Annotated in this window: 7 protein-coding genes and 1 tRNA gene; 3 read left to right on the top strand and 5 right to left on the bottom strand. The window is 35.6% G+C overall.

The genetic code is table 11. The features are described 5' to 3' along the window. Positions 1-34: 34 nt before the first annotated feature. The 5 genes from OPR35_RS03575 to OPR35_RS03555 form a co-directional block, all read right to left on the bottom strand. Positions 35-1291 carry a Tol-Pal system protein TolB gene (locus OPR35_RS03575; RefSeq protein WP_264376885.1) on the bottom strand — a complete coding sequence of 419 codons (1257 nt, stop codon included), beginning with the start codon at positions 1289-1291 and terminating at the stop codon, positions 35-37. A 446-nt stretch (positions 1292-1737) separates the two neighbouring features. Beyond that, positions 1738-3372: a ribonuclease J gene (locus tag OPR35_RS03570; RefSeq protein WP_265025012.1), complete on the bottom strand. Its 1635-nt coding sequence runs from the start codon at positions 3370-3372 to the stop codon at positions 1738-1740. A gap of 169 nt (positions 3373-3541) precedes the next feature. Beyond that, positions 3542-4660 (bottom strand): molecular chaperone DnaJ, encoded by a 1119-nt coding sequence (gene dnaJ / locus OPR35_RS03565; RefSeq protein ID WP_012481762.1) that lies wholly within the window; start codon positions 4658-4660, stop codon positions 3542-3544. Positions 4661-4742: 82 nt separating this feature from the next. Beyond that, positions 4743-4820, bottom strand: a tRNA-Arg gene (locus OPR35_RS03560). A gap of 852 nt (positions 4821-5672) precedes the next feature. Next, positions 5673-8732, bottom strand: a complete 3060-nt coding sequence (locus OPR35_RS03555) for a phosphoribosylformylglycinamidine synthase subunit PurL (RefSeq protein WP_265025011.1) — start codon at positions 8730-8732, stop codon at positions 5673-5675. A gap of 108 nt (positions 8733-8840) precedes the next feature. On the opposite strand from OPR35_RS03555, the gene OPR35_RS03550 reads away from it, so the two are divergent. The 3 genes from OPR35_RS03550 (at position 8841) to fumC (ending at position 14841) form a co-directional block, all read left to right on the top strand. Continuing rightward, the gene (locus OPR35_RS03550) at positions 8841-11639 is read left to right on the top strand and encodes a PD-(D/E)XK nuclease family protein (protein ID WP_179943890.1); all 2799 of its coding nucleotides are present in this window, start codon (positions 8841-8843) and stop codon (positions 11637-11639) included. A 214-nt stretch (positions 11640-11853) separates the two neighbouring features. Next, positions 11854-13260, top strand: coding sequence for an ankyrin repeat domain-containing protein (locus OPR35_RS03545; protein ID WP_265025010.1), 1407 nt, complete (start codon positions 11854-11856; stop codon positions 13258-13260). Positions 13261-13452: 192 nt separating this feature from the next. Beyond that, entirely contained in the window at positions 13453-14841 is a 1389-nt protein-coding gene (gene fumC / locus OPR35_RS03540) for a class II fumarate hydratase (RefSeq protein WP_265025009.1), read from the top strand. Positions 14842-14863 lie beyond the last annotated feature (22 nt).

The raw sequence follows: 14863 nt of genomic DNA, 5'->3' as shown, positions 1-14863 counted from the left end.
AAGCAAGATTTATAACGATTTTATAGATCTACTTTCAGAAATAAGACCAATCTGGTAAAGAAGCATTCGTTGGAGTAAAAACCATTTTTTGATTTTTCTTTACTAAATCTACTAAATATAATTTAGAGTTGCTTGGTGATTCTGCGTTAGTAAAGATAATTTCTCTGCCATTTGGTAGCCATGCCGGAGATTCAATTTTATGTCCCTCTGAAAGCAAGCGCTCTTCTTTGCCATCTGGCTTCATAACTCCTATGTAAAATTTTCCTGACTGAATTTTTGTAAAAGCTATCAGATCTCCTTTTGGCGACCAAACAGGTGTAGCATATCTTCCATTTCCAAAACTAATTCTCTTGGGTTTTTTGCTTTTTTTAGTGAAATCTATGATATATAGTTGCTGACTTCCACTTATATCAGAACTAAAAACCATGTACTTTTGATCTGGAGACAAAGAGGGAGAAGTACTTATAGCTGAACCTTTAGTAATTTTTTTTGTTCGTTTACTGCTTAAGTCTAGAGATAATATATTTGTTTCACCACTCAATGAGTGGGAAATAAAAAGAGATTTACCATCAGGAGAAAATCTTGGTGCAGAAATAACTCCTTCAAATGCGCTGATTATTGATTCAGTGTTATCTTTTAAATTTTTTAATATTATATAACTTTTACCATTTGTGTATGAGATATAAACAATACCCTTTCCATTTGGTGAAAATCTTGGTGTTGACACAAATTTCTCACCATTTGTTAAGTACTTTATATTACTTCCATCTTGATTCATCACAGCAATTTTACGGACGGATTTGTAATTGCTATCTTTTTCTTCAGCGATATATGTAATTTTTGTATTGAAATGCCCTTTCTCACCAATCAATCTATCATGTATCACATCTGAAACAAGATGACTAATTTTCCTCCAGTCTTTTGCTAGAAAAACAACCGACTGAGTAAGTAATTCTCTGTTTGTAAAGCTGTCAGATAAACGAAAAGATAGCTCTAAATTTCTGTTTGATACTTCACTTAAACTTATTGTGACTACAGTATCGCTTTTCCAAGACTCAACTTTCGCGTCACGTTTCACATTAAATAAGCCACAATTAGATAGATTTGTTTCAATTACTTTTGTGATGCTTTCACTTAGCTCATTTTCCACTTCTGTCTTGCATGCACATTTAGATACAACAAGATCAATATTACCAATATTGCTTTTTTTTATATCAACATATAAAACAGCTTTTGTGGAATAAGGAATAAATAACGAAATAAATAACACCAGTTGAACGAATAGCTTCATTAGATTTCTTGCATTACCTCCTTTCATCTCAGCAAATAGCTTACTTTTGAAGTTAAACTGCATGACAGTAGAGTAAATCAATTTCTGCAGTACTTGACACTGGAATCCAGAAATTTGACTGCAAGTAAGTGCACTGAGGTGGCAAGCATAAAAGTAGCTGTTTTATTCTAAAATAAACGTCTTTGACAAGGTTGCATGAAAAACTGGATTCCAGTGTCAGAGCACTGGGATGACACTCTACTGGTGGAGATTGCTCTAAAACTACAATGTTTGCCTGGGCGTTGAGATGGCACCCTTCTGGTAGATTCAAATCACAATGTTTGTATAGTTGTGTGATCTGACACTGATTTTTTTTTACGGATTCCAGTATTGCATGCTGAAATAACATCAAAGAATACATTGTTAACTTCTTACTCAAATAATGGTTAATAAAAAGAGGTATATTTCTATACCTGTTCTATTTGGACTTCAATTATAGGTCTTTTTAGTAAATATTCCTTTAAGATACTAAATATTGAACTTTCAATCTTATTTCTTATTTTTTTTATCGGTTGTGGACTAAATGCTGACTCAACCTTCTCTATGATCTTTTGCATAATGGCTGCATCTTTTTGCGCTTCGAAAACACCAGGTGCAAATACTTTTGGCTTAGCAAGCAGTTTATTTTTCTTGTTTACAATTGCTGTCACTACGATAGCTCCGGCATCTCTCATTCTCTCACGCATTTTTATAACGCTGCATTCTGGATGACGGAGTAACATACCATCAATACCAAAGTAGTCGACATCAATGGAGCTAACTTTTTCCCCATTTTCCAAATTAACAATATCACCTGGTGCAATCATTATTGCTTTTTTCACACCGCACTCTTTAGCAAACTTTACATGTGCATCCGTATGAATATACTCACCATGAACCGGAATAGACATCTTAGGTTTTATCAAAGAATACATTTCCCTTAGCTCTGCTTTTACTGGATGACCGGAAGCATGAACATTCTCTGTTTTTTCAGTAATAACTTCCACTCCCATCTCAATAAAGGCATTGAGCATGTTATGTGCACGAGTTTCATTGCCAGGAATGATTTTTGATGAAAAGATCATGGTATCACCTTGCTGCATTTTAAATGCTTGATGACTCTTAGAGGCAAGTCTTGCGGTAGCTGCCAGTGGCTCACCTTGACAACCTGTGCAAAGTAGCACCAGCTTTTCCCTTGGAAAATTTACTGCCTCCTTTGCTTCTAGAAACTCAGGAGAATCAGTTAAATAACCACTATCCTGAGCAACTTTCACTATTCTCCATAAAGATCTGCCAAGTAAAACCACTTTTCTATTTAGTGCTTTTGCAGCTTGGCTTATTGTTTCAATTCGCGCCACATTCGAGGCAAATAGCGAGACAGCAACCAATTTTTTAGACCGCTTTATTATATTGTAAATATTATCATAAATTTCACTTTCTGATTCAGGGTCGTGTTTGCTCAGTATGTTTGTTGAATCACAAATTGCTGCAAGTAGATCACCTTTATCGCCAATTTCTTTTAAACGCTCTATATTAGAAATTAATCCAACAACAGGTTTTGGATCAAATTTCCAGTCCCCAGTATGAAGTGCACTACCTGCTTCAGTGCTAATTAATATTGAATTTGCCTCAGGAATTGAGTGAGTTACATTTATAAACTCAACGGTAAAAGGACCCAAATTTATGCTGCCATTTATGTCTACCTCTTTCACAGGTACCACACCTTCCAATCGAAACTCCTTTAGTTTCTCCTTGAGAAAATTAACTGTAAACTTTGTTGTATATATGGGACATTGCAAATCTTCCCACAGATGAGGCACTGCACCACAGTGATCTTCATGTGCATGTGTAATTATTATTCCAAGCAAATCTTTTTTTCTTTGAGCAATAAAATCTACATCAGCAATGAGTAGCTCAACACCTGGCATAGTTTCATCTGCAAAACCGATACCAAGGTCGATCATAATCCACTTGCCTTGATAATGATATAGGCTAACGTTCATCCCAATTCTTCCTACTCCTCCAAGAGGAAGAAATAAAAACTCATTTTTGTTTATGTTCATTAATTTTAAATTATTAAAATGCGAGGATAGCAAAACTTCGACCTTAAATAAAGGAATTTATCACTTTTGCATAACTTAAAAAAATCTTTTCACTAAAAGAGAAGGCTTTCAAATTGGTAAAAAGAATTAAGTGTAGACAGCTACCTCTTTATATCATTTAGCAAATTTCTCATTTTTTTTTTACTTTTCCAAAGAATCCTTCAGATTTCTGCTCTACACTTTCATGTTCCTCTTCCTCAAGCGCTTTTAATAGCTCAATCTGCTTTTGGGTTAAATTCTTTGGATTTAAAGTCTCAACTATTACCTGTACGTATAAATCACCACGAGCATGTGAGTTCATATATGGCATACCCTTTTCCCTACAACGTAGTTTGGTACCAGTTTGAGTGCCTTCAGGGACCTTTACTTTTATTTTAGCTCCATCAATTGATTGAATATCGATTTCACCACCAAGTACTGCTAGTGTCATTCTTATAGGCACTTTACAGTGTAAATCTGCTCTATTGCGAGTGAAGATCTGATGAGTAGCTATTTTCACACATACGTATAAATCTCCGCTTTTTCCACCTCTTGCTCCAGCTTCTCCTTTACCACTGACCCTTACCTTAGCTCCTTCTTCTATGCCTTTTGGAATTGAAACGGAGATATTTACTTCATCTCTTTTACGCCCACTTCCACCGCATTTCTTACATTTATTTTGTATTATTTCTCCTTCCCCATAGCATGTAGTACACGTTCTTTCAATGGTAAAAAAGCCCTGTTGAGTTCTAATTCTACCGCTTCCCTGGCATGTGTTGCACTGAACTGGTTTGATTGCTCCTTCGCTACCTGTGCCTTGGCATGTATTACATTTTATATTTGTCACATAATGTATAGGTGCTTGTATTCCTTTAAATGCATCTTCCAAGGTAATTTTAAGGTCGTAGCGCAGATCTGCTCCAGATACTCCTGTTGTACTTCTTTTTGTTCTTGACCTACTTGTACTGCCGCCGAATCCTCCACCAAAAAAATCGTTAAATATATCACTAAAATCCCCTCCAGCTTGGCTGAAATCAAATCCACCGGAAGCACCATCGTGACCATAACGATCATAACCTGCTCTTTTTTCAGAGTCAGATAGAACTTCATATGCAGCTGTTACTTCTTTAAATTTTTCCTCTGCTTCCTTATTACCAGGATTTCTGTCAGGATGATATTTTAATGCTAGTTTTTTATATGCTTTTTTTATCTCGTCAGTACTAGCATTTCTGCTCACTTCTAGCAGGTCATAGTAGTCTTTTTTGTTCATATATAATAGCTCAGTATTTTACCTTTAAAGATAGGTATTACATATATGAATTTCAAGTATGACCTCTATTTCCTATAAAATATGGTGCACCCTGAGCGACTTGAACGCCCGACCTTTTGATCCGTAGTCAAATGCTCTAATCCAACTGAGCTAAGGGTGCTTGCACAAAGCTGACTTTAACAGATTTTATAGCTTATTTCAATTGGTTTAGCTAAAAATAAAACTCTTATCATGTATGAAACCTGTAAGAAATTGTACTAGCTCTCTTAAAGGATAACTTAAGTTAACAGTTTCCAATTACTTTGATTTTAGAACCGCTATCCGAATAAGAGCTTTTCACATTATACTGCCAAGCTGCTAACAAATAGCGGAATGACGGTTATAGTTAAATCTAAACTATTTTGGCTATATCAGAAGACGGGTTATGCAGAAACCTTAAAATACTTCTTGCTTGCCAAGGAGAATAAATACATTCCTACAAACAAGCAGATACTCAATATCGATGCATAGGAAAACTTGAAAATTAAATCTTTAATATATATTGATAAGCATTTACCTGCAGAAATTTTGTATAGTAGTCCAACACAAATAATCGTACTATCAATGACCGATGCTATAATTAAAGTGATGAAATTTGCCATATGAAAATTCAATTTCGACTTTAATTCTTCAAAAACAACTATGCTTGAGAGAAGAGAGATTAAAATTGGAGTATATAGAACCAGTATCATAAAACCAAAATTTTGCAATTTAAAAAGACAGCATATCACTGTACACACTATTAAGCTGTAAGTAGCTTTGCTTCTACCATAAAACTCAACCATTGAGTTTACAACTAAAGTAGCTCCCACAAATAAGGCAGCACATATCATTAATTTATTTGAAGTGTTAAGTAAAGAAAGACTGATAAGCAAGAGTATTGATAAAATGGACATAATCACCTACCCAAATTTAATAATATGCATTTATTTTAATCAGACATTACACATAATGAAAAATTTGTCTAGCGTAATCAAAAGTTATTTAAACTAGTACCTAAGTCTTTCAAATCTATTCTTATAATATCCTTTATATTGAGAGCTTTCTCCTCTGTCACTTTTCCAATACATGAAAAAACTATACCTTTAAACAATTCTTCAAACTTCCGCTGATTTTGCGGGGCAATGGTTACTAATATTCTACTTTGCGATTCAGAAAACATTATTATCTTGTTTATTATGTCTGTATTTTGTGTTTTTCCTATTGGTACTAGTGAAAGATCAATTTCAGCACCAAGGTCTCCTGCAATTAGCGATTTTGCCAAAGCAATAATTAAGCCGCCTAAGTTTGGTGCAATTGCAGAGACAATTATGCCATCTTTTATTGCCTGGTTGTAACGTTCATACAACTTCCTAGCGCTCTTTGCATTAACTTTTGGCACGTTGTTATTATCTATTCCACTATATAACTGATATTCAGATCTACCAAGCTCATCGTAGGTTGTACCAAGCACATATATCAAGTCCCCTGGCATTTTCACATCAAGCGATACCGCATTTTCAATATTGTCTATAATTCCAATTGCTGAAATGAGTAGTGAAGGTGGTGCAGATATCATCACTTTCTCGCCATTTTCATCATATCCCTTGAAGTCATTGAACATACTGTCTTTTCCGGATATGAATGGTGTTTTAAATGCAGTTGCAAAGTCGTAACAAGCCTCTGCAGCTCTCTTTAGTTGCCACAATCTTTCTGGATTATAAGCATCACACCAGCAAAAATTATCGAGCAACGCTAGATGATTTATATTTCCTCCTGCAGCTACGTAGTTGCGTATGGCAGTGTCAATCGCACATGCTGCCATGTGATAAGTGTCAATTTCTCCATAACTTGAGCCAAATCCCTGCGATTTTACAACACCTTTGTTTGAAGAAAGGACTGGCCTCGAGACAACAGCTTCGCTGCACACTCTTCCCTTGCCTTGCAGTGGTTTCAGTATTGACGATCCTTGAACCTCATGGTCATATTGCACCACTATAAACTCTTTGCTGCGTATGTTTGGTCTGCTTAGCATTTCTTTTAGTTCAAAGGTGTCATGCAAGTAGCTGAGACTGGAATCCATTTCACGCTCAGCTCTACCATCGTATGGGTTTTGGCGTAAAATGTTTGCAGGCTTTACCTGCTGGATCCCAGTGTCAAGCACTGGGATGACAGGAAAGGATACAGCAGACTCCTTAGACCACGGTTTCGTCTGTAAATGCACTTTGGGATTACCGTCATGCAGAAATTCAGTTTCGATGTCCATTATTACTTCTCCTGGGGGACATTTAACAACGGCTTTGCCACTTTTGTTGAATTCTCCAATTACACAGACCTCCACATCATGTGTTTTCATGATTTGCTTAAACGCAGGAAGATTTTCTTCTGGCACTGCTAAGGTCATTCTCTCTTGTGATTCTGATATCCATATTTCCCACGGAGCCATACCATCGTTTTTAAGGAGAACCTTGCTCAAATCAACTTCAAATCCGTCTTTTCCCATTTCACCAATGGACGATGATAGACCGCCTGCTCCATTATCCGTTATTGCATTATAAAGACCAAGATCTCTTGCTTTTACGACGGCGTTGGATAATTTTTTTTGTGTTATAGGATCACCAATTTGCACAATTGTTGAAGGGCTGTTTCCCGACAATGCCTCTGAAGAAAAAGTTGCACCGTGAATTCCGTCCCTTCCAACTCTTCCACCAATAATTACGATTTTATCACCGTTTTTGGGTTCTTTTATGTGTGAAGGTGCATTATTTATATTCCGTGGAATAATTCCGATGCTTCCAACAAAAACTAATGGCTTTCCACAGAATCTATCGTCAAAGTATACCGATCCAAGTTGCGTTGGAATACCGGAGCAATTACCAGCAACATTAACACCGTGAATCACTTCTTTCATTATATATTTTGGTGGTAAGATCTCATCAGTACGCTCTTTATCTCTATAAAGTTTGCCTTTTGATTCTTTGGCAAAGCAAAAGTAATAAGTATTCATGATAGGTTCTGCACCTTTGCCAAAACCGACTATATCTCGATTAACTCCAAGCACTCCAGTCATTGCTCCACCGAACGGATCGAGAGCTGAAGGACTATTGTGAGTTTCAACTTTATCTACAATCAAGTAATCGTCATCAAAAATTATTCCTCCTGCGTTGTCGGAGAAAACTGACACGCATATGTTAGAATTTATCTCACGCGTTGCACGCTTAATATAATGAGCATATAGACCATCTTTTATTTCATCAATAGGGGAGCAAAAAATATTGTGTTTACAATGTTCAGACCAAGTCTGTGCCAGAGACTCAAGTTCAATATCATATGGATTTCTACCGAGTTTTTTAAAGTAATCCTTTATAGCTTTCATTGCTGCCAGCGAGAGCCCTAAAGTGCCATTACCATCGATTCCATCTCTGCTGATTTTTTCAAGCTCTTGGTCACTTACATTGAGTTTGACAGATTTTGCTCCATTATTACCTGGTGTCATCCCAGTGCTTGACACTGGAATCCATTCTTTTTTTTCCTGGTCACGCGCTGTAATGACACCAACTGGGGTATTTTGTTTACTGTAATACTTCCAATGGCAATTGCCGTTTTCTTTATGGAAAAGTGTGCAATATTCAGTAATAGGATTGAATTCCTGTTTTATGTCATCTTCGGTTGGAAAACCTCCTTGACTTAGAATCAATTTTGAACTTCTTGCCTTGATAGAAACACTTTCATCAATGTGGCGTTTGCTCATTAGATATTCTCTAACAATTTGTTTTGCCGTGTTTCCTACGTTATCGGTCATGCCAGGTAAAAAGCTTATCTCCAAGCCCCACTTTGCTTGTGATTCTATGAAGTTATATTGAACTTCTTCAAGGTTTTCATTGTAGGAATAATAACGGCAGTCTTGTATGGCTTTATTATAAAATAGCCCACAAATTTCTTCATGTAATTTTGATGGTAATTCTTTGCTTATGTAAATCAAGTAAACATTAACTACCCTTCTGCGGCTAACTTGTTCACATTTATTAAAAACTTCTATTCTGATGTTTGCCATGTAATATTGTGAAAGACTTTAATATATCATAGCATAAGAAACTGCGAGCACATTTATATTTTAAATAATTTCTATACAATAAAAGTGTTGTATTAATTGTTACTGTTAGTGGGAAGAGTTTTTACTGTTAATGTGAATGAGTCCCTTTTTGATGTGCTGGTTCAGCACATATTTTCTGAATATGAAAGAGAAAAAATTCCCGAGATAAAGATCATACTTCCCTGCAAGAGGGATGTTATAGCATTGCTGAGTGCATTCAAGAATTACAGAACTATAATTTTGCCAGAGATAGTTTCACTAGAAAACATTGATGAAGAAGATTTAATATTAAATCTTGATAGAGTTAAAGTTATCAACCCAACAAAAAGAACACTGCTACTCATTCAATTTATATTGGAGTGGAATAAAAAAAACAATGATAATTTTCCAATCGATCTGGTTTACAGTTTGCCGTCATTGCTTCAATATACCCAAATAGAGGGTGATTATCAACTTGATGAGCACTCAAAAAAAGTAGGGAATTTCATAAATTTACTTATCAAAACTTGGAGTAAAACTTTAAAAGGTTTGGGAGTAATAGATATACTAAAGCATAAGAATGACTACATAAACAATATGATAAACTTCCTGCAGAAAGATCAGCATATGATCTTTATTGGAATTGGAAAGGGTGAAATCTACAAGTTATTGATTAAGGCTATATATGACCTGCCATTTGGAAAGATAATTCTACCTAACCTGAATTTGAAAATGAACGAAAAAGATTGGAAATCACTTGATAAAAAACACTATCAACATTGCCTGAAAGATTTACTCGATTATTTAAAAGTGGATAGAAGGGATGTTAGTTTTCTGTCAGAAGCGTGTTCTGGTGTCATCCCAGTGTCAAGCACTGGGATGACAGAAGAAAGGGCTGGGATAACAGGAAGTCCTGAGGAATATCTTGATTATATCTTCGATACAACTGCTGATCTAAGTGAAGTTGGTGGCGGATCAATTGAAAATATTGAAGTCATCACTTGTGATTCAAGGGAGGAAGAAGCACAAGTGACGTCACTAATTATAAAGAATGAAGGTTATGAAAACGCTTCTTTGTTTGTCTTTGATAAATTACTTGCAGATCGTATGGCGTGTACCATATCGGAAAACTATTCTTATGTGACGCTTCTGCTTTATAGTATTGAGATTTTGAACTCAAAATGGAACGGTGTGGCATTGCTTTCTCTTCTTAAACATAGGCTAGTGACTTTTGGTTACGCTCAAGAAGAGTACACTCGTATTTTATCTGAGTTTGAGATAGAAGTATTGCGTAGCTTTAATACAAATGGTCTTAAGGATATTATTAACGCTATTAATACTTGTAAAAAGCTAAGACATAAAGAAGATATATTAATTATTATCAGTAAGTTAAAGATTATATTTAATCCTTTACTGTATCTTGTAAATTATCCCATTTTTGATGTGGCATCAGCTCATTTGCAGTGTGTTAATGTCCTTTCTAATATCAATTTTTTAGAGCTAAATGGTGAAATAGGTAATTTTACTCGTGATTTCTTAAATGCATGTGAAGATGTAGCAATAAAATGCTCCTTAGAGTTATATAGCCAAATCCTGATATTATTTTTAAAAAGGAAGTTTTTTTCTCCAGAAAATAACTTAGATAAATTCAGCTTATATCACAATAAGGTTGTAGTACTTGCTGGATTTAATGATATACCAAATTTTCAGAATCCGTTTTTGAGTGCACTGAATAGAGAAAAATTTAACCTTCCTTCTGTGCAAGAAGAGCAAGGGTACTTTTTGTATACTTTGCGCAATTTATTTGGTGCCGGCAAGGTTTATATTACGAGGCTAGTGAGTGATAGAAAATCAATTCTATTGCGCCGTTTGGAAGTTCTGTTACAAGAACCAAAATATCCTTATCGCAATTGGCTAAGAATATTAAATACACCTGAGTGCATTGTTCCATGTACTCAGCCTATGCCAAAACCTAAAACTGAAGTGAGGCAAGCAAAAATGCAAGTGATGTCTTGCAGTGCGGTAGAAAAACTGATTCGTAACCCTTATTCATTTTATGTTGAATACATACTGAACCTTAGACAGTTGAAAGACTTAAATTTTAAGCCATCGATATTGGAGTTTGGCACTATGGTACACAATATTCTTGCAAGATATTTACGCAACGAAAAGTCGCTGATGAATATTGCACGAGAAATATTCTCGTCTAATCGATTCCACTTTTCAAATATGTGGTGGGTAAGGTTGCAGAGGATAATTCAATCTTTTGTTGAGCTTGATAGGACTGGAAACAATCAAGTTGAGTTGGAGAAGAGCTTTTCCTATCCGATATTTCATATTCCAGCGCGTGACACACAACTGCGCGGATGCTGTACAACTTCCACTAAGAATAAGGGTGTCATCCCAGTGCTTGACTACTTGGATCCAAAAAATTTGATTGCAAATGAACACACCAGACAATTGTGTAATAAGAGCTGGTCAGATACTCGAATGACAGAAGAAATTTTATTGACAGCAAGATGTGATAGAGTTGAGTATCTACCAGGTGGGCAAGTAGCAATTATAGACTATAAACTTGGTTCACCACCTTCCAATGAGGAAGTTATGTCAGGATTTTTCCCGCAATTAATTTTACAAGCTTTAGCAGTGGAATACACAACAAAAAAAGAAGTCTCGGAGCTTGCTTATTGGAAACTTGATTATGATAAAATAAAGGTTATTGCTTTGAAAGATTATAGACAAAAAATGCATGAATTTCAGAATATTCTACCAGATTTCTTATCTAATTATTTAAGAGATACTACTCCCTTCATTGCCTCTCCTTATTTTGATAAATTCCTGAGATTTAACATCTACAAACAACTAGAAAGGATAGGGGAGTGGTTATAAATTATATCTCCTCTCATCCAGATCAAAATAGCTGGTTGTACAGCTGGTTTACTAAGTGCAGTAGGAGAATTACTAGATTGTGATATAGACTCATCTTTGCTAGACTCAAACAACCATAAAAAAACACTAAAAAGTGATTCAATCAATTTTAGCCATTAAAACTTGAATAGTGGCTAAAATAGCTTTAAATTGTATATTTATTTTAGAGGGGTATATGCCATCACAAAAACAGCTAAATGCGCAGCTAATTGATGCTGCTAAAAAAGGACAGCTAGATTTTGTTCAGCAAGCTATACAGGGTGGAGCAATTATTAATACAATAGATGATGATTATGGGAGAACTGCTTTAATATGGGCTGCTGACAATGGTCAACTAGAGATATTACAATACTTGATAGAAGAGGGAGCAAATGTTAATGCAGAATCTCCGGGAAACATAACTGCTCTAATTCATGCTGCTGCCCATGGTCATCTTGAGGTAGTACAACTTCTAATAGCAAATGGAGCTGATTTAAATGTGAAACGTCAAGGTCAATTCTCTGCCCTAACATATGCTATTGTAAATGGCCATACGGAGATAGCAAAGCTTCTAACTAGATATCATTTAATAGCTAATCTTGATATGTCAATACCTCGCTTGCCTCTTCCTACTTGTATACCAGAGTTATCATCTTATTGGTATGACTGTAAGGATGAGCTCAATAAAATGAAGGAAGAAGATAGTGAATTATATAATTTTCTTGTAAGTAAGAGAATTAATGAACAGGTAAGAATTTGGACAGAGAGTGAGACAATACGAAATATTGCACAAGATAGATTAAATATAGAATACTCAATCTATGCTAAAGATTTAACAGGTAAAATAGAATTAGTGATATTTTTTCTTAACAACAGGGAAATAATCAATTCTTTATCGTGGTATTATAAGGTAAGAATTCAAACAATTGATCAGGTAAAAAGGCTACTTGATCGTTTCACAAAAGAACATGTAGAGCTTGAAGTAGAAATTGTTCCAGCACAATTAAACTTTAATACTCAAGAGTTACAACCCCCTAAACTAAAAACATTATCATTTGCACAAATGATTAACAATCATGCAGGATTATTTTCAGCTGCCAAAAATGGTCAATTAGAAACAGTAAGATACCTGATAGAAAAACAGAAAAAAGATATTAATTCAACAGATCACTATGGAAGAACTGCTCTAATGTGGGCTGCTGGAAGTGGCTATTTAGAGGTAGTAAAGTACCTGATAGAAACAGCAAAAGCAAATGTTAATGTGAAAGATGGCTATGAAAACACTGCTCTGAATTATGCTACTAGAAACGGGCATTTAGATGTAAAAGAATATCTGAAAAGTCATATACAAAAAGAGCTACGGAAGAAATACGTCTGCATTGGTGTTAGTGGTATAGTAGGTTATGTTGCAGGTATGACAATATCATGTTCTGCGGGAGCAGTGATTACAGTTTGTGCAGCATCAGCGACCGTTAGTCTAGCGTTAGGTGCAATGTTGGGTTATATGATTGTAGAAGTAAAAAAAGAGAAAGCAAACAAAGGTATAGCTTCTGCGCTTAAAGATGTTTTCACTATTCAAGCTCTAAGTAGAATAGCCTTATAGAGAGTGAAAGTAGGTTTATTGCTTAAGGTTGCATGATTGCCTTAATAACAATAAAAAAATAATAGAAGCAAAAGATATGGCTTGAAAATTTTCTAAGGTCTTCACTAAAAATGTCTCAACTTGACACTGAAATACAATTTGATTTAATTAATTCATATATGTAGGTAACGTCAAGCACTAGAAGGAGGAAATATGGATAAAAAAATTAGGATAGAATCAGATAGCTTAGGAGAAGTAAAAGTACCAAGTGAACGTTACTGGGGAGCTCAGACTCAGCGTTCTTTGGAAAATTTCAAAATTGGTACAGAGAAAATGCCAGAGCCCCTGATTAAAGCGCTAGCAATAGTAAAACTTGCAGCAGCACGTGTTAACATGAAACAGGGTAGCATAGATAATAGAGTAGGGGATGCAATCTGCACAGCGGCACAGGAGGTAATAGACGGTAAATTTAATAATCAATTTCCGCTTGTTGTTTGGCAAACCGGTTCTGGAACGCAGACCAATATGAATGTGAATGAAGTGATCAGCAATCGTGCAATAGAAATTTTGGGCGGTGATTTAGGTAGTAAGTCTCCAGTGCATCCAAATGATCATGTAAACTGTGGTCAGTCATCAAATGACACTTTTCCAACAGCAATGCATATAGCAGTAGCAGAGCAAATAAACCGCTTGCTTATTCCCAATCTTGAAGAATTATATAAAGCGCTAAATAATAAGGTTCATGAATTTAAAGATATAATAAAAGTAGGGCGTACTCATCTGCAAGATGCAACTCCTCTAACACTTGGGCAGGAATTTTCTGGCTATGCAGTTCAGATTAAAAAGGGAATAGAGAGAGTAAAGTCAACTCTAAGCAATGTATATGAACTTGCACAAGGTGGTACCGCGGTTGGCACGGGAATCAATACTAAAAAGGGTTTTGCTGAGGATTTTGCTAAAGAAGTGGCAAAAATCACTAATTTTCCATTTATTTCAGCAAAAAATAAGTTTGAAGCACTAGCAGCAAATGATGCTTTAGTTGAGCTCAGTGGAGCACTCAATACAGTAGCAGTAAGCTTGATGAAAATTGCAAATGATATAAGGCTACTTGGTTCTGGTCCAAGATGCGGGATTGGAGAAATAATGTTACCAGAAAATGAGCCTGGCTCTTCAATCATGCCGGGTAAGGTGAATCCAACTCAATGCGAAGCAGTGACTATGGTATGTGCTCAAGTTATGGGAAATCATGTTGCCGTGACAATTGGTGGCTCAAATGGTCACTTTGAATTGAACGTGTTTAAGCCGGTGATAATTTACAATGTTTTGCAGTCTATAAGACTTTTAGCTGATACAAGTTTAAATTTTGCAGAGAAATGCGTAGTTGATATTAAAGCAAACGAAGAAAGAATAAAGGATTTACTAAATCAGTCGTTAATGCTAGTTACTATATTAAATACGCATATAGGATATGACAATGCAGCAAAAATAGTGAAGCTTGCTTATAAAGAAAATATCACTCTAAAGGAAGCAGCAGCAAAACTTCAACTGCTCACTGAGGAGGAGTTTGAAAGGATAGTGAAACCAGAGGAGATGGTAGGTTAAACTACCACCTTTTTTTGTCCCT

The organism is Wolbachia endosymbiont (group B) of Protocalliphora azurea, from assembly GCF_947251865.1.
In the GTDB taxonomy this organism is placed as follows: domain Bacteria; phylum Pseudomonadota; class Alphaproteobacteria; order Rickettsiales; family Anaplasmataceae; genus Wolbachia.
This window is presented reverse-complemented; position numbering and strand designations above follow the sequence as displayed.